The sequence below is a fragment of the Streptomyces montanisoli genome (assembly GCF_017813245.1).
Classification (GTDB): domain Bacteria; phylum Actinomycetota; class Actinomycetes; order Streptomycetales; family Streptomycetaceae; genus Streptomyces; species Streptomyces montanisoli.
Genome location: NZ_JAGIQL010000147.1, coordinates 1 through 15,926 on the forward strand (window position 1 = coordinate 1; position 15,926 = coordinate 15,926).

Consider the following 15,926-nt stretch of genomic DNA (forward strand, 5'->3'; position numbering starts at 1 on the left):
GTCCCGCCCCGTCAACGTGTCACGGAGGGAGACGAGCGAACGGCCGCCGGCCCCGCCGCGCCCCGCCGCGATATCCGGCCCCGTGCCCCCGCGCCCCGCCGGCCACTCGCGGCCCACTGCCCCCTCGCGCCCCGCTGCCTCATCCCGTCCCCAGCTCCCCACCCGGTCCCGCCCCGTCAACGTGTCACGGAGGGAGACGAGCGAACGGCCGCCGGGGATCCGTCACGCACAGGAAACCCACAAGGATCTGCGACGCGAATCGGGCATACGGGCGATTACGGGACGGCGGCGCCCAGAGTCGGGGCCGCCGTCGGAGGGGACGCGCGGCCCGGGCAGGATGCCGACCCCGGCGGACGGCGGCGTCGGTGCGTTCCCGTCAACCTCCGAACGTCTTCGTCGGCGGGTGGACCGACAGCGCCTCCTGGTTGAAGGTGACGGCCACGCCGTGGCCGCGCAGCCGCGAGGCGTGCTGGTCGATGGCCCAGCCGTCGACGCGCACCCCGATGTCCTTGCGCTTGCGTGCCTGATCGGCGCCCAGCCGGACCCGGACGGTGGTCGACTCGCCGTCCACCAGGTTCAGGTAGTTGTCGTCGAACGTCGCCGGCAGGATGCGTTCGCCCGTCCTGGTGTCGTACACCTGCAGGTGCACCATCAGCGCCACGGACCTGCCGATGTTCTCGACCTGCACCGCCAGCTCCAGGCCGTCCCGCCCGTGCTTCGCGTCGGCCACGACCGAGACGGCTGCCGGGTCCATGTCGTCCAGGCTCAGGAATCCCGCGGCACGGGCCGGGTTCTTGACCCAGTAGAAGTTGCGGACCCGTTCGCCGCTGTGTGCTTCCCGGAACGAGAGGCGGACGAAGGCGACGTCGGAAGGGGCGCTCTTCAGCCGCGTCGCGAGGTTGCCGATCACGGTGTGGTCGGACGGCGCCGCCCCACCGACACGCAACGACGTGCGGCCGAACGCCTTTCCGTCCAGGTCGTGGAGCGTGACGTCGACGGTTCCCCGCACGGCCGCCCGCGTGTGGTTGGCCACCACCACGTCGTGCGTCTGGCTGTCGAGGATCACGTTGACCCGCCGGCACGCGTGCTGGACGGCGTAGAACGAGGAGTGTGCTTCCAGGTCGTGTGTGTACATCTGCCACACGAAGCTCGGCTGCGCCGGGTTGGTCATCCACATGATGACGCCGGTGCGCGGGTACGGCTTGCCCGGTGCTGCGCTCTCCATGTTCGCGGCGGACGCCTCGTAGATCGCCTTGATGCACTCGTAGTTCATCAGCTGGGACTTGCGGGCGAAGTCCGGGAGGTTCTGCAGCTCGCCGTAACGCTGGGCGGTGAGCCGTAGGTAGCCCGCGCCGCCACCGTTGCCGCCGTTGCCGTTGACGTCCCGGTCGGCCCAGGAGTCGTCCGGGTGTTCCCACGACGCTTCGGGGATCATCTTGCGGATGAACTCCAGCGTCGGGATCGAGTACGAGCCGATCTCGTTGTGGAACGGCGGCCAGTGCGTGCCGTCCGCGAGGCCGAAATGGGTGCTGGGGGTGACCCAGTGGTACGGCCCTCCGGAGCTGTACCCGCCGATGGCGCCCTTGCCGGTGTCACCGGCCGAGCTGGTCAGCGAGGCGCGCTTGGGGTCGAGTTCGGCGACCAGCGCGTCAAGGCCGTCGATGAGCGGCTGCGGCGGCGGGCCCTCGTTGCCGCCGCACCACAGCAGGATCGAGGGGTGGTTGCGGAACCGCACGATGCAGTCGCGGATGTTGTCGAGGTCGCGGGTGGTGTTCCCCGGCGGGGGACCCTCGGTCGAGCAGAAGAAGTCCTGCCAGACGAGGATGCCGAACTCGTCGCAGGCCTCGTAGAAGTCCTCGGTGCTGCTCTGCCCGTTCCAGTTGCGGATGAGGTTGAGGTTCGCCTCCCTGTGCAACCGCACCTGCTCGCGCAGCCGTTGCTTCGGGATGCGCTTGAGCGCCTCGTCCAGGCCCCAGTTGCCGCCCATGACGAGGATCGGCAGGTTGTTGACGGTGATCGCCAGGCAGTCGATCGGTGTGCCGTCCTGCGACTGGATCGGCTTGGTGTACTCGATCCGCCGGACGCCGAAGTCGACCGTGCGCTCGTCGTGGACCTGGCCCCCGGACTCGACGCCTATCGTGAGCCGGTAGCGGTGGGGGTCGCCGTAGCCGTTGGGCCACCACAGCTTCGGGCGGTGCATCCGCAGGCAGGCGATGTCCTTCGGCGTCACCGTGATCGAGCCCGCCCCCGCGGGCACGGTCACGGTGTGTTCGAACTCGTGGCCGTCGAGGGAGCCCCTCAGCACGACGGATCTCGACTCGCCGAGCGCGCTGTCGAGGGTGAGGTCGATCGTGACGTCGGCCGTGCGCAGGTCGTCGGAGAGCGTCGGATCGACCCGCACGTCGGTCAGTCGGATCGGGCCCGTCGTCGACCAGGTGACCGGCTGCCAGATGCCCAGATCACGGTCGGGGATGGTGGGCAGCCAGTCCCAGCCCGCCGTGCAGAAGAACGTCGGGCCGTTCTTCAGCGTGATCCCGGTCTTGCCGCCGTTGCGCCCGCCGCGCGTCACGCCGCTGGCGTAGCTCGGCAGCGACGGGGGATCGGTGTAGTCCAGCTTGCCCACCAGTACCGCGAGGTGCGCGGTGCCGTCCGCCTTCGCGACGATGTCCGTGACGTCGAAGACACCGCGCTTGAACGCGCCCTCGACGGTGCCCACCCGGGTGCCGTCGAGCCAGATGGTCCCCACGTAGTTGATGCCCTCGAAGTGCAGCCAGAAGCGCTGGCCCGGGATCAGCCGCGGCACGGGGAACGCGACCCGGTACCAGTAATCGGTGTCCTTGAGGGTGTCGGGGACCGTGTCGGTCACGATGTGGCCGTACAGCGGGTCGGGGTACTCGCCGTTGGCGATCATGCTCGTGAGCGGCGTCCCCGGTACGACGGCCGGCTTCATGCCGGCGACGGGCTGCGCGCTCGCCAGCCGTGCGCCCGGCACCGTCGTGCCGTCGGCCGCGGTGAAGGTCCAGCCGCTGTCTATGTCGTGGCCGTCGAGGTGGAGCGGAAGGTGGCGGGTGCCCGGGGCGCCGCCCGGAGCCGCTTCGGCGACGCCGGACTCCCCGAGCGTACCGAGGAGACCACCGCCGGCGATGGCGATCCCGCTGGACAGGAAGAGCCTGCGATTCAACTGGGGCACATTGCTCCTGACGCTGATGTGACAACGTTGTCAGTCACTGGTGGACGCTAGGCTCTCGTTGACAGATGGTCAAGAGGCCGTGCGTCGGCGCCAAGTCGCCCGGGCGGCCTCACACCGCCGTGCGGCGTACCGAGCGCCCCGCGAGCGCGTCCGTGCGGTGGCCGTCCGCGATGGCGAACCGCCCGTCGATCAGTACGTACGGGATGCCCACCGGCAGCGTGCGCGGGGCGTCGAACGTGGAGCCCGCGGCGACCGTGGCCGGGTCGAAGAGCGCCAGGTCCGCGCGGTATCCCTCGCGTACGAGCCCGCGGTCCGCGAGGCGCAGGCGGGCGGCGGGACGTGACGTCAGGTGTGCCACGCACTCCTCCAGCGACAGGACGCCCAACTCCCTTGCGTACTCGCCGAGGTAGCGCGGGAAGGTGCCGTACGCGCGCGGGTGCGGCTTGTCGCCGCGCAGGATGCCGTCGCTGCCGCCGGTGTGCACCCGGTGGCGCATGATGGCGCGGACGTTCTCCTCGTGACCCACGTGTTGCAGGATCGACGGCGCGAGCCGGTCGTCGGTGAGCAGCCGCAGCGCCGTCGTCCACGGCTCCTCGCCCGCCGCGCGCGCCGACGCCGCCACCGTCGCGCCGACGTAGCCGGCGAGCGCCGGATCGCCCACCCCGGAGATCTCGATCGACTCCCAGTCGATGGGCACGCCGTGGCAGCCGTCGGAGCCCGTGACCTCCAGGTCGTGCCGGATGCGCGGCGCCACCGCCGGGTCGCGCAGGCGGGCCAGTGTGGCGTCGGGGCCGCCCTCGTTCGCCCAGCTCGGCAGCATCGCGGCCAGTGTCGTGGCCCCCGGTGTGTACGGGTAGGTGTCGAGGGAGATGTCGGCGCCCTCCGTCAGCGCCCGGTCCAGCAGGGCGAGGAGTTCGGGCGCGCGGCCCTCGTTCTCCGGGAAGTTCATGGTGGCGTGCGCCAGGTGCAGGGCGCAGCCCGCGTCACGTGACAACGCCACCATCTCCGCGTACGCGTTCAGCGCGCCAGCGCCGTAACTGCGGTGGTGGGGGCAGTAGTAGCCGCCGTACTCCGCCACCACACGGCACAGCGCGGTGAGTTCAGCGTCGTCCGCGTACATCCCCGGCGTGTAGGTGAGCCCCGACGACATGCCGACGGCGCCCTGCGCGAGGCCCTCGGCGACGAGCCGCCGCATGTGGTCGAGCTCGGGCGCCGTCGCGGGGCGGTCGTCCCAGCCGACGGCGAGCATCCGCACGGAGCCCTGCGGCACGAGGTAGGCCGCGTTCACCGCCGTGCCCTGCCCGCCGAACGCGGTGTCGACGCGGTCCAGGTAGCCGCCGACCGTCCGCCAGTCGAAGTCGACGGACGTGTCGCCGGGGCCGCCGCCGTTCCATCCCGCGATGGTGCGGCGGATCTCGCCGAGCGTCCGGTCGTCGCACGGCGCGTACGAGATGCCGTCCTGGCCGACGACTTCGAGCGTCACCCCCTGGGCCACCTTCGCGGTGTGCTCGGGGTCGCGCAGCAGCGCCAGGTCGCTGTGCGCGTGCATGTCGATGAAGCCGGGGGACAGCGCGAGCCCGCCCGCGTCGAGGACGCGCGCGCCGGACGGCCGGCGCCCGGCGCCCTCGCGGACGACGGCGGCGATCCGGCCGCCGTCGATGCCCACGTCGGCGCGGTACGACGGGCCGCCCGAGCCATCGACGACCCGGACGTCACGGATGACGAGGTCCACGCCGCACCCCTCAGAAGAACGTGCGGACGAGGTCCGTGACCGTGCCGTCCGCCGTGACGACCGGGATCAGCTGCCACTTGTCGAACGACGTGCACGGGTGCGAGAGCCCCATGCCGACCCAGTCGCCCACCTCCAGGTCGGCGTCGGGCGCGGTCGTCAGCCAGCCGTGCTGGTCGGACAGGCCGGTGACCGCGATGCCGTCGGCCGGACGCACCTCGCCCGTCCGCGCGTCCCGCACGACCTGTGCCTCCGGCAGGTCGAGGTCGTACGCGGCGTCACGCTTGCCCGCGTTGACGAACGCCTGCTGCGAGGTCGGACGGGAGACGACCTGGGCCCACAGCCGGAACGCCGGCTCAAGGGCGCCCTCCTCGGGCACCCGGTTGAACGGGGTGATGTGGCGGTAGTGGCCGTCGTCGTGCGACACGTACGCGCCGGAGCGCAGCAGCTTCAGCGGCTTCGCGGACAGCTCGGGGATGTCCGCGAACACGTCGGCGACCGCGTCGAACCAGGCGCTGCCGCCCGCGCTGATCACGATGTCGTCGGCGCTCGCATCCGCGCCCCCGCCCGCATCCGCGTCTGCATCTGCATCTGCGTCCGCGCGCGCCTCCCCGCCCGTCGCCGCGCCCGCGAACCGGCCGTCCGCGTCGAAGGCGGCCGCGAGGGCGACGAGGCGGCGCAGGTAGGCGCGCACCCGCTCGCCGTCCGCGTCAGGCACCTCGCCCTCGTACCCGGCGACCCCGGCGAGCCGGAGCGTCCCGGCGGCGGCCACCGCGTCCGCGACGGCCGTGCAGTCGGCCTCGGTGCGTGCTCCGGTGCGCGCGCCCTCGCCCGCGCCGAGCTCCACGACGACCTCGACCCGGCGCCGGGCGCCCGCCGCGCGCAGCGCCTCGTCCATCAGCTCGACGCCGCGCACCGAGTCGACGTAGCAGAGGAAGCGGAAGCCGGGGTCCGCGTCGAGCTCGGACGCCAGCCAGCGCAGCGCGGACGCGTCGACGAGCTCGTTGGCGAGGAAGATCCGCTGGATGCCGAAGGCGCGGTAGACCCGCACCTGGTGCGGCACGGCGGCGGTGATGCCCCACGCGCCGTGGTCCTGCTGGCGCGCGAAGAGCTGCGGCGCCATCGACGTCTTGCCGTGCGGGGCGAAGTCGAGGCCGTGGCGCGTGGTGTACGTCTCCAGGAGCGCGAGGTTGTGCTCCAGGCGCTCGGCCGACAGCGCGAGCACGGGCGTGGTGTAGCCGCCGGTGAACAGGGAGCGCCGCTGGGCCGCGAGATCGCCGACGGTCAGCCCCTGCGCGTCGGGCGGCAGGCCCTTGAACCGGTGGTCGACACGGACGCCGGCGAGGCCGGCGACGGCCTCCTCGGTGGACAGGCCCATGGGTGCGCTCCCGCGTGTTGAGTCAGTCGCGTTGCATGTACTGCAACGGTCGTTGCGTATGACGCTCATCGTTGTCTAACATCCGAGCCGACACCGGGTCAATCGGACCGGGTCGATCGGGAGGAGCCGGCGAGTGACCGAGGTTGTGTGCCTGGGCGAGTCCATGGTCACTTTCGTGCCGTCGCGGCCCGGCCGCCTCGCCGACGTGCCGTCCTTCGCCCGCACGATCGGCGGCGCCGAGTCCAACGTGGCCTGCGCGCTGGCCGCGGCGGGCCACGCCGTGAAGTGGGTCAGCCGCGTCGGCGCCGACGGCTTCGGCGACCACCTCGTCGAGGCGATAGACGCGTACGGCGTCGACACCTCGGCGGTGGGGCGCGACCCCGTGCGCCCCACCGGCATCTACTTCCGCACCGCGAACGACCGCGCGACCACCGCCCACGAGGTGGCCTACTACCGCGCCGGCTCCGCGGCCTCCGCCATGTCGGCCGCGAACCTGCCGCTCGACGCGCTCGACGACTGCCGCGTGCTCCACCTGTCGGGCATCACCGCCGCCCTCTCGCCCGACTGCCTCGCCCTCCTGGAGACGCTCACCGCGCCGCGCCCCGGCCGCCCGCTCGTCTCGTTCGACGTGAACCACCGGCCGCGGCTGTGGCGCGACGCGGCGGGGCCGCGCGCCCTGCTCGACCTCGCGCGCGGCGCCGACCTCGTCTTCGTCGGCGAGGACGAGGCGGCCGAGGCGTGGGACGTGCACGGCGCGGACGCCATCAGGGCCGCGCTGCCCGAACCGGAGACGCTCGTGGTCAAGCGCGGCCCGGCCGGCGCGACGCTGTTCACCGGCGGTACGTCGGTGACGGTGCCCGCGCTGCGCGTCGACGTGGTCGCGCCCGTCGGGGCGGGCGACGCCTTCGCGGCGGGCGTCCTGTCGGCGACCCTGCGCGGCCTGGAGCCGGCCGAGCGCCTGCGCCACGGGCACCTGGCGGCGGCCGCCGTGCTCACGGTCGAGGCGGACGTGTGCGCGCCGCCGCGCCGCGCCGACGCGGACCGCCTGGTGGCGCTGGACGCGGCGGCGTGGGCGGCGCTCAGGCTCGCCCCGGGCTGGACGGACGCGGCGGACGCGCAGGACACGGCGGCGAGCGCCCTTCGGCCGAGCGCGACGGGCACCACAGGAACCACGGGCACCACAGGAACCACGGGCACCACAGGAACCACGGGTGCCACGGACACCACGAGCGCCACGGACACCACGGACACCACGGGCGCCACGGACACCACGAGCGCCACAGGCACCACGGACACCACGGGCGCCACGGGCGCCACGGGCACCACAGGCGCCGCAGGCCCGACCGAGGCGGTCGCAGGATGAGCCAGACCGTCGACCGCGCCCTCAGCATCCTGCCGCTGCTCGCACGCGGCCCCGCCGACCTCGGCACCGTCGCCGCCGAACTGGACGTGCACAAGTCCACGGCGCTGCGCCTGCTGCGCACGCTCCACGAGCACGGCCTCGTGCACCGCCAGCGCGACCAGCGCTACCGCCTCGGCGCCCGGCTGTTCACCCTCGCCCAGGAGGCCGTGGCCAACCTCGACGTGCGCGAGGTGGCGCACGCACACCTGATGGCGCTCAACGAGAGCTGCGGGCACACCGTGCACCTGGCGGTGTACGAGGAGCGCGAGGTGCTCTACATCGACAAGGTCGAGAGCCGCTACCCCGTCCGCATGTACTCGCGGGTCGGCAAGCCGGTCCCCATCACCGTCGCCGCCGTCGCGAAACTCCTCCTCGCCGACCTGCCAGAGGCCGAGCGGCGCGCCCTCGCGGAACGCCTCGACTACCCCCAGTACACGCCCCGTTCGACGCCGGACGCCGCCGCGTTCCTTCGGGAGCTGGCCACCGTGCGCGAGCAGGGCTGGGCCACCGACCTCGGCGGCCACGAGGAGTCCATCAACTGCGTCGGCGCCCCGATCAAGGGACCCGACGGGCGCGTCGTCGCGGCGATGTCGGTGTCAGCACCGAACGTCGTCGTGAGCGCGGAGGAACTCCTGACCCTGCTGCCGCACGTGCGCCGCACGGCGGACGCGATCAGCAGGGAGTACGCAGGCACCACACCACCCAAGGAAGCAGCCACAGGATGAGCGACAAGACCGCGCTGACCCCCGCCACCCACACCGAGCCGCCGGCGAAGTTCTCGCACGGCGTGCGCAAGGGCAACATCCTGCAGGTCGCGGGCCAGGTCGGCTTCCTGCCGGCCGTGCCGGGGCAGCCGCCGACGCCCGCGGGCCCGACCCTGCGCGAGCAGACGCTCCAGACCCTCGCCAACGTCAAGGCGATCCTGGAGGAGGGCGGCGCGAGCTGGGACGACGTGATGATGATGCGCGTCTACCTGACGGACGTCGACCACTTCGCTGAGATGAACGAGATCTACAACTCCTACTTCGGCGAGCAGAACCTCCAGGCCCCGCCGGCCGCCCGCACGACCGTGTACGTGGGTCTGCCGCCCGGCCTGCTGATCGAGGTCGACGCGCTGGCCGTCCTGGGCTGAGCCACCGGCTTCCGGGGCCGCCGCACGCGCGCGGCGGCGCCGCCGTGGTGGGGTACGGCGGCGCCGCCTGCCCCCGTGGGGGGCCTGGGGTGCCGGGCCGCAGACGGTCCGTGGACCTGCGGCCGGGCGTGGACCTACCGGCTACGGCAGGGCGTGGACGTGCGGCCCCACGGTGTTGGACCAGGCGTTGCCCGCCGTCGCGTCCCAGTTGGTCGACCAGGTCATCGCGCCGCGCAGCCCCGGCCATGTCGTCGACGGCTTGAACGAGCCGCAGCCCGATCCCTTCGTCAGGCAGTCCAGGGCGTTGTCGACCACGCCAGGCGACACGTAACCGCTGCCCGCGGCACGCGTCGACGCCGGCACACCGATGCCGACCTGCGACGGCGCCAGGCCGCCCTGAAGCTGGATGCAGGCGAGCGCGGTGATGAAGTCCACCGAGCCCTGCGAGTACACCTTGCCGTCGCAACCCAGCATCGAACCGCTGTTGTAGTACTGGGTGTTGACCACGGTGAGGATGTCCTTCACCGCGAGCGCCAGCTTGAAGTACTCCGTGCCCGTCGACTGCATGTCCAGCGTCTGCGGCGCCATCGTCAGCACGAAGCCGGAGCCCGCCTTCGCCGCCAGCTGGTGCAGCGCCTGCGCCATGTACGTCGAGTTGACGCCGTTCTCCAGGTCGATGTCGATCCCGTTGAACCCGTACGCCTGCATGAGCGAGTACGCCGAGTTCGCGAACTCCGTTGCCGATGCCGAGCTGTTGACGGAGACGGTGCCGTTCTGCCCGCCGACGGAGAGGATCACCGACTTGCCCGCGGCCTGCTTCGCGGCGATGTCCGCCTTGAAGTCGGCCGTGGAGGCGTAGCCGAGGGCCGGGTCGAGGGAGAACGACAACTGCCCGGGCGTGGTGGTCGCGTTGGCGAACGCGACCGCGATGATGTCGTAGTTCGACTGCACGTCACGCAGCTTCTGCACCGTCGCGCCGTTGTCGAAGTCCTGCCAGTAGCCGGTGACGGCGTGCTTGGGCACGGTCGATCCGCCGCCCGGCGGATTGCCGCCGCCTCCCGACGTCGTCGTGGCGCTCACGGCCGCCGACTTGGGTGACTCGCCCGCCGAGTTGGTCGCGGTGACCTGGAAGCGGTAGGACGTGGACGCGGCGAGACCGGACACCGTCGCCGACGTGCCGCTCGACGACTGCACCTTCGTGCCGTCGCGGTACACGTTGTAGCCGGTGGCGCCCGAGACCGCGCCCCAGCTGAGGTTCACGGACGACGCCGTGGCGCCGCTCGCCGTCAGCCCGGCCGGCGCCGCGGGCACCTGCGGGCCCGGGTCGCCGCCACCGCCGCCGTCGGGTCCGACCATCGTCACGTCGTCGGCGAGGTAGGCGGCCTGCCCGTACCAGCCGTGGGTGTAGACGCTGACGGACGTGGTGGACGGGCCCGTCTTGACCGTGGTCTTGAGCTGCGTCCAGCCGTTGCCGCCGGGCGTCCAGGTCTGCGCGTCGCTCGTCCCGGTGCCGGTGGCACCCAGATACACGTAACTGCCCTGCACCCACGCGCTCAGCGTGTACGTCGAGTTCGGCGCGACGGCGACGGTCTGCGCGCACTGCGCGAAGTCCTGCCCGGCGGGCGCGCCGCGCAGCGCGGCGGTGCCGCCGTGCACGGGCGAGGACACCGTGGCGGTGGTCCCGGCCGCGCAGTTCCAGCCGGCGAGCCCAGACTCGAAGCCGCCGTTCTTGAGGACGTTGATGTCGGCGGCGTGCGCGGTACCCGCGAGCCCCGCGAGGCTCAGCGCTCCCGCGGTGAGGGCGGCGACGGCGCCGCCGGTGACGGTGCGGAGCCAGGATCTGTGCTTGCTGCGTTCCACTTGCTGCCTCCGGGGCGGGGGTCGGGGTGGAGGTGCGGAAGAGGGAGACGGTGGCCACCGCTTGCCCCGTAAAATGGTCCAGACCAATGCACTTGTCAAGGTCTCCGGCACGATCCGCCCGACGCAGACCCCAAGAACGCCGCCCGCGTGGCGGGCGGCGTTCAGGTCGTGCGCTTGATGCGCTCCGGTTTCTCAGAGCGAGTGGACGTGCCCGCCGACCGTGTTCGACCACGTGTTTCCCGCGGTCGCGTCCCAGTTGGTCGACCAGGTCATCGCGCCGCGCAGCCCCGGCCACGTCGTCGGCGGCTTGAACGAGCCGCAACCCGTGCCCTTGGTCAGGCAGTCGAGCGCGTTGTCGACGACCGAGGGATCGACGTACCCGCTGCCGGCCGCCTTCGGGGAGGCCGGTACGCCGATGCCGACCTGCGACGGGTCGAGGCCGCCCTGCAGCTGGATGCAGGCGAGCGCGGTGATGAAGTCGACGGTGCCCTGCGAGTAGACCTTGCCGTCGCAGCCCAGCATCGAACCGCTGTTGTAGTACTGCATGTTGACGACCGTGAGGATGTCCTTGACCGCCAGCGCCGTCTTGAAGTACTCGGCGGACGTCGACTGCATGTCGATGGTCTGCGGCGCCATCGTCAGCACGAAGCCGGAGCCCGCCTTCGCGGCCAGCGCGTGCAGCGCCTGCGCCATGTAGGTGGAGTTGAGACCGTTCTCCAGGTCGATGTCGATGCCGTCGAAGCCGTACTCCCGCATCAGCGCGTACGCGGAGTCGGCGAACGCGCTCGCGGACGCCGAGTCGTTGACGGCGACGGTGCCGTTCTGGCCGCCGACGGACAGGACGACCGACTTGCCCTTGGCCTGCTCGGCCGCGATGTCCGCCTTGAACTGGTCGTCGGACGCGTACCCGACGGCGGGGTCGAGGGTGAAGGAGATCTGTCCCGGCGTGGCCGTCGCGTTCGCGAAGGCGACGGCGATGATGTCGTACTGGTCGGGCACGTCCGCGAGCTTCTGGACGGTGGCGCCGTTGTCGAAGTCCTGCCAGTACCCGGTGACCGCGTGGGCGGGGACGGTGGCGGTCGTGGCGCGTGCGGCTGTCGTGGCGGGCGCGGCGTGCGCGCTGCCCGGGAGGACGAAGCCGACCGCGGCCACGATCAACCCGGCCGCGGCGAGGACGGCTGTGCGGAGAGTGCTGCTGGAACGTGGAAGTGGTGCGTGGTGCACTGCATGGCCTCCGTGGGGGAAGAGGTGGATGCGTGTGGGGGGAAAGCGGTTCCAAGCTGGTCCAGACCATCGCGCGGTGTCAAGACTTCGTACGCGATCGGAAAGCTCCCGAACTCCTCCCGCGCCCCGTAGAGTCCGGGCCATGGGCGATGAAAAGGACCTCGACGTATCGGACCACGACCTCACCCACCTCGCCGGCGGCCTCGGGAAGATGCGCGATCACCTGGGCGACCAGGTGCGCCGCATGTCCACGCTGATCCAGACGATCGAGGGCGGCTGGCAGAGCACGGCGGGTTCCGGGTTCCAGGACGTCCAGTTGCGCGTGGCCAAGGATGCCGTGCGCGTCGGGGAGCTGCTGCGGGTGGTGGAGGAGGCCGTGCGCCTGAGCCGCGACGGCTTCACCGACCAGGAGCTTGACACGCTGCGGCGCATGCGCGACGAGGAGTCGCACATCGACACGACGGCCGAGGCCAAAAAGCTGCTCGGGGGCGGCCGCAGCAAGATCCTGGACGTCTGAACCGACGGCGGGCGGCGCGGGTGACGAGCCGTCCGTATTGCGCCCATATATCCCTGAATGAGCGTCAGTTCGTGTACGGACGGTGCGGACAGCGCTTCGAAAAGTGTTCACGATGCCCCTGGTCGTGGATAAAGTGCTGTGACAGGAGCGAACGAGGAACGAGTACAGAGCCCAGCAGGACGTGAGCTGCGACGGCCGGGACGCCGGCGGTCCGGAGCCGAACGGGGAACGAGCGTGCCGACCGCAATCGCCGTCACCAGCCCTGATCTGGTGCTACCGCCCACCGACCGCCAGACCCCGAACGCGGCCGTCCTCCTTCCGCCGGAGCGGCAGCCGCTCGGCGACGCGCTGTCCGCCGCGCAGATGCTGGTGGAACAGCACGGTTACGTGGTGGTCCTGTACCCGTCCACACTTCCGCCCGCCCACCGGCAGCGCCTGCACGCGGTGCGCTCGCTCCTGGAGAGCGACCGCATCGCCCTGCTCGCCTCCGACCTGCCGCCGCTCGCGCTCGGCGTGCTCGTACGCCAGTTACGGCAGTTGTCCGTCTGCGACTTCAGCCCGGGTGTGGTGGCCTCAGCCGCCAGGCTGCTGTCCCACTACCTCTACGCGGGCGCCGTGCTCGGCTCCGTCGCCAAGCTCGACCGGGTGCCCGTCACCTTGAAGTCCCACGCCAAGTCGTGGGTTCCCGGCGCCCGGTTCGCCGTCCTGACCAACCCGGTGCCCGCGCTCGTCACCCTCGGTGGCGGCGGCGGCAGCAGAAAGGAGGACACCAAGGGGGGCGCCAGAGAAGGCGCCAAGGACGTGGGGCAGCTCGCCGCCCCCGAGTTCGCGGCCAAGCTCCTCGTCGCCAGGGGGCAGCTCGCCACCGATTGGCCCACCGGGGTCCTCGCCCCCGCCTGGCAGGTCGGGTCCGTCGACGAGTGCCCGCTGCCCGAATCGTCGGCCGGCTGGTGGGGCACCGCGCGGGCCGTCGAGTTCGCCGCCTTCCTGCCCGACATCACCGTCCTCTACCAGCTCGTCTCGTCCGTCCGGCGGGAGGTGTGCTCGTGGTGCGGGATCGAACTGATAGGTGACCGCTGCGGATTCTGCTCGGCGCCCATCGCACCGCCCCCTCGGCCCCACCGGCGCGCGGCGGGCGCCCTGACGCCAGGAACCCGAGGAACACGCCCATGAACTCACGGCAGCGCCGCGGCATCCTGCTGCTGCTCGTCTCCGTCCTGTGCGCCGTCGCCGCGTTCGCCGGCGTGCTGATCGTCATCGGCGACGTGGACTCCAAGGTCGGCCCCGAGGTGACCGCGTACGAGCTGGGGCAGGACGTGGCGCCCTATACGCCCCTGAGACGCGACCAGTTCACCAAGGTGACCATGCCGAAGCGGTGGCTCTCCCCTACGGCCGTCACCGACCTGTCCCAGGTGGACGGGAAGATAGCCGTCACGCGCCTGGACAAGGGCTCGCTCCTGCAGAACGACATGATCGTGCCGAAGCCGGCCCTCGGTCCCGGCGAGGAGGAGATCGCCATCATGATCGACGCCGAGACCGGGGTCGCGGGCAAGATCACCCCCGGGTCCCGCGTGAACATCTTCGCGACCTTCGCCGGCGACGGGAAGAACGGCAAGGCGGACACCAACCAGTCCCGCATCATCGTCAGCGGCGCCCGCGTCATCGACGTCGGCAGCATCACCGCGCTCCAGCCCAAGTCCGACAACCGCGCCACGGGCCCGGAACAGGCCGTGCCCATCACGTTCGCGCTCACCGCGAAGGACGCCCAACGCGTCGCGTACGCCGAGTCGTTCGCCGAGCATGTGCGGCTGGCGCTGCTGCCCGACGGCACGCCGTCGCCGGTGCCGTCGGGGCAGAGCGTGTACACGCTCGAAGGGGACAAGTGAGCACGGCATGAGCACCCGCATCCTCCCGGCCGTCGCGCACCCCGACGCGGCCCGGGCCCTCACCACCCTCCTCGGCCAGCTGCCCGACGTCGAACCCGCCGCACCCGTCGGCGACTCCACCGCCCTGCTCGACACCCTCGCACGGCTCGCGGCCGAGTCCGTCGACGCACTGCCCGAGGTCGTCCTCGTCCACGAACGCATCGGCCCCGTACCCGCGTTGGAGCTGGTACGGGAGACCACCCTGCGCTTCCCCACCGTCGCCGTCGTCCTGATCAGCTCGGAGCCGGGCCCCGGCCTCTTCTCCGCCGCCATGGACGCGGGCGCGCGCGGTCTCGCCGCGCTGCCGCTCTCGTACGAGGAGCTGGCCCAGCGCGTACAGGCCGCCGCGGCCTGGTCGGTGGGCGTGCGCCGCCACCTCGGCCAGGGCCTCGAGCTCTACGGCGGCCCCGGCGGCAGGGTCGTCACCGTCAGCGGCGCCAAGGGCGGTGTCGGCACGACCGTCGCGGCCGTCCAACTCGCCCTCGCGGCCTGCGCGTCCGGCATGTCCACCGCGCTCGTCGACCTCGACCTTCAGTCGGGCGACGTCGCCTCGTACCTGGACGTGCAGTTCCGCAGGTCGGTCGTGGACCTCGCCGCCATCCAGGACATCTCGCCGAGCGTCCTGCAGGACGCCGTGTTCCTGCACCACACCGGCCTCGGCCTGCTGCTCGCACCCGCGGAGGGCGAGCGCGGCGAGGAGATCAACGACCGGTCCGTACGGCAGATCGTCAGCGCCCTGCGCAGCCGGTACGAGGTCGTCGTCGTCGACTGCGGCACCCAGATGAACAGCGCCAACGCGGCCGCCATCGAGATGGCGGACACCACGCTCCTGCTGACCACACCCGACGTCGTCTCGGTGCGGGCGGCCAAGCGCCTGGTCAGGCTGTGGGAGCGGCTGCAGATCCGCAAGGCGGCCGAGACGGTCGCGGTCATCAACCGCCATGTGCGCACCAGCGAGATCCAGCCGCCGCTGGTCGAGCGGATCACCGGCACCAAGGTGTCGCGGACGGTGGTGCCCGCGCACTTCAAGGAACTGCAGGGCGCGGTCGACGCGGGCCGCATGCAGGACCTGGACGCCAAGTCGACGGTCAGGCAGGCCTTGTGGGGACTGGCGGGCGAACTCGGCATCGTCAGGGCGCAGGCGGGGGAGGAGACCGGCAGGGGCGGACGGTTCAGGGGCGACCGCGGCGCGGCGGGGGCCTCACGGCGCTCCCGGCAGAAGCCATGAGCGGCACGACGAACGGCCCGCGCCCGCGCGGCAGCGCGGGACGAGCCGAGGCCGAGGGGGCACGGTGAGCCATGGGTACGCATCTGACAGCGGCGCGCGGCAGGAGCGCCTCCGGCGTGGACGCGTCCGGTAGGGGTGCTTCCGGTAGGGATGCGTCCGGCGCGGGCGCCTCCGGCGTGGACGCGTTCGGTAGGGGTGCTTCCGGCGCAGGCGCAGGCGCCGGCGCTTCCGGCGCGGGCGAGGGTGACCGGCGTGCGCCGCGCGTGGGCTTCGGCGGCGGCGCGCGCCGCGAGCGACGCGGTGCCGCACGCACGCCCCGTGTGCGGGTGCGTGATGTCCGC

The 15,926-nt window shown here is 72.1% G+C and carries 11 protein-coding genes and 1 pseudogene; 7 read left to right on the forward strand and 5 right to left on the reverse strand.

Annotated elements, in window-relative coordinates; all coding sequences use genetic code 11:
* Positions 1 to 376 precede the first annotated feature (376 nt).
* From JFN87_RS26375 to JFN87_RS26385, 3 genes are all read right to left on the reverse strand, one after another.
* On the reverse strand, positions 377 to 3,190 hold the full coding sequence (locus JFN87_RS26375; protein ID WP_209343824.1) for a glycoside hydrolase family 2 protein: 2,814 nt from the start codon (positions 3,188 to 3,190) through the stop codon (positions 377 to 379).
* A gap of 109 nt (positions 3,191 to 3,299) precedes the next feature.
* Complete coding sequence (locus tag JFN87_RS26380) at positions 3,300 to 4,922, reverse strand: N-acyl-D-amino-acid deacylase family protein (protein WP_209343826.1); 1,623 nt, start codon at positions 4,920 to 4,922, stop codon at positions 3,300 to 3,302.
* 10 nt (positions 4,923 to 4,932) lie between these two features.
* Positions 4,933 to 6,297: an alanine racemase gene (locus JFN87_RS26385; RefSeq protein WP_209343828.1), complete on the reverse strand. Its 1,365-nt coding sequence runs from the start codon at positions 6,295 to 6,297 to the stop codon at positions 4,933 to 4,935.
* A gap of 115 nt (positions 6,298 to 6,412) precedes the next feature.
* Between JFN87_RS26385 and JFN87_RS26390 the strand changes: the two are divergent.
* From JFN87_RS26390 to JFN87_RS26405, 3 genes and pseudogenes are all read left to right on the forward strand, one after another.
* Positions 6,413 to 7,420: pseudogene (locus JFN87_RS26390) on the forward strand (sugar kinase); the annotation flags it as partial.
* A 236-nt stretch (positions 7,421 to 7,656) separates the two neighbouring features.
* Complete coding sequence (locus JFN87_RS26400; RefSeq protein WP_209343831.1) at positions 7,657 to 8,424, forward strand: IclR family transcriptional regulator; 768 nt, start codon at positions 7,657 to 7,659, stop codon at positions 8,422 to 8,424.
* Positions 8,421 to 8,831, forward strand: coding sequence for a RidA family protein (locus JFN87_RS26405; RefSeq protein WP_209343832.1), 411 nt, complete (start codon positions 8,421 to 8,423; stop codon positions 8,829 to 8,831). The genes JFN87_RS26400 and JFN87_RS26405 overlap by 4 nt, the downstream gene beginning before the upstream one ends.
* 141 nt (positions 8,832 to 8,972) lie before the next feature.
* On the opposite strand, the gene JFN87_RS26410 is transcribed toward JFN87_RS26405, so the two are convergent.
* Positions 8,973 to 10,691, reverse strand: a complete 1,719-nt coding sequence (locus JFN87_RS26410) for a chitinase (RefSeq protein ID WP_307865602.1) — start codon at positions 10,689 to 10,691, stop codon at positions 8,973 to 8,975.
* Positions 10,692 to 10,883: 192 nt separating this feature from the next.
* Positions 10,884 to 11,915: a chitinase gene (locus tag JFN87_RS26415; RefSeq protein WP_209343834.1), complete on the reverse strand. Its 1,032-nt coding sequence runs from the start codon at positions 11,913 to 11,915 to the stop codon at positions 10,884 to 10,886.
* 142 nt (positions 11,916 to 12,057) lie between these two features.
* On the opposite strand from JFN87_RS26415, the gene JFN87_RS26420 reads away from it, so the two are divergent.
* The 4 genes from JFN87_RS26420 (at position 12,058) to JFN87_RS26435 (ending at position 15,585) form a co-directional block, all read left to right on the forward strand.
* The gene (locus JFN87_RS26420; RefSeq protein WP_209343836.1) at positions 12,058 to 12,432 is read left to right on the forward strand and encodes a WXG100 family type VII secretion target; all 375 of its coding nucleotides are present in this window, start codon (positions 12,058 to 12,060) and stop codon (positions 12,430 to 12,432) included.
* A 234-nt stretch (positions 12,433 to 12,666) separates the two neighbouring features.
* The gene (locus tag JFN87_RS26425) at positions 12,667 to 13,605 is read left to right on the forward strand and encodes a hypothetical protein (protein ID WP_209343838.1); all 939 of its coding nucleotides are present in this window, start codon (positions 12,667 to 12,669) and stop codon (positions 13,603 to 13,605) included.
* Complete coding sequence (cpaB, locus tag JFN87_RS26430; protein WP_209343840.1) at positions 13,602 to 14,318, forward strand: Flp pilus assembly protein CpaB; 717 nt, start codon at positions 13,602 to 13,604, stop codon at positions 14,316 to 14,318. The genes JFN87_RS26425 and cpaB overlap by 4 nt, the downstream gene beginning before the upstream one ends.
* 7 nt (positions 14,319 to 14,325) lie before the next feature.
* On the forward strand, positions 14,326 to 15,585 hold the full coding sequence (locus JFN87_RS26435) for a CpaE/TadZ family protein (RefSeq protein ID WP_209343842.1): 1,260 nt from the start codon (positions 14,326 to 14,328) through the stop codon (positions 15,583 to 15,585).
* The last annotated feature ends 341 nt before the right edge of the window (positions 15,586 to 15,926 follow it).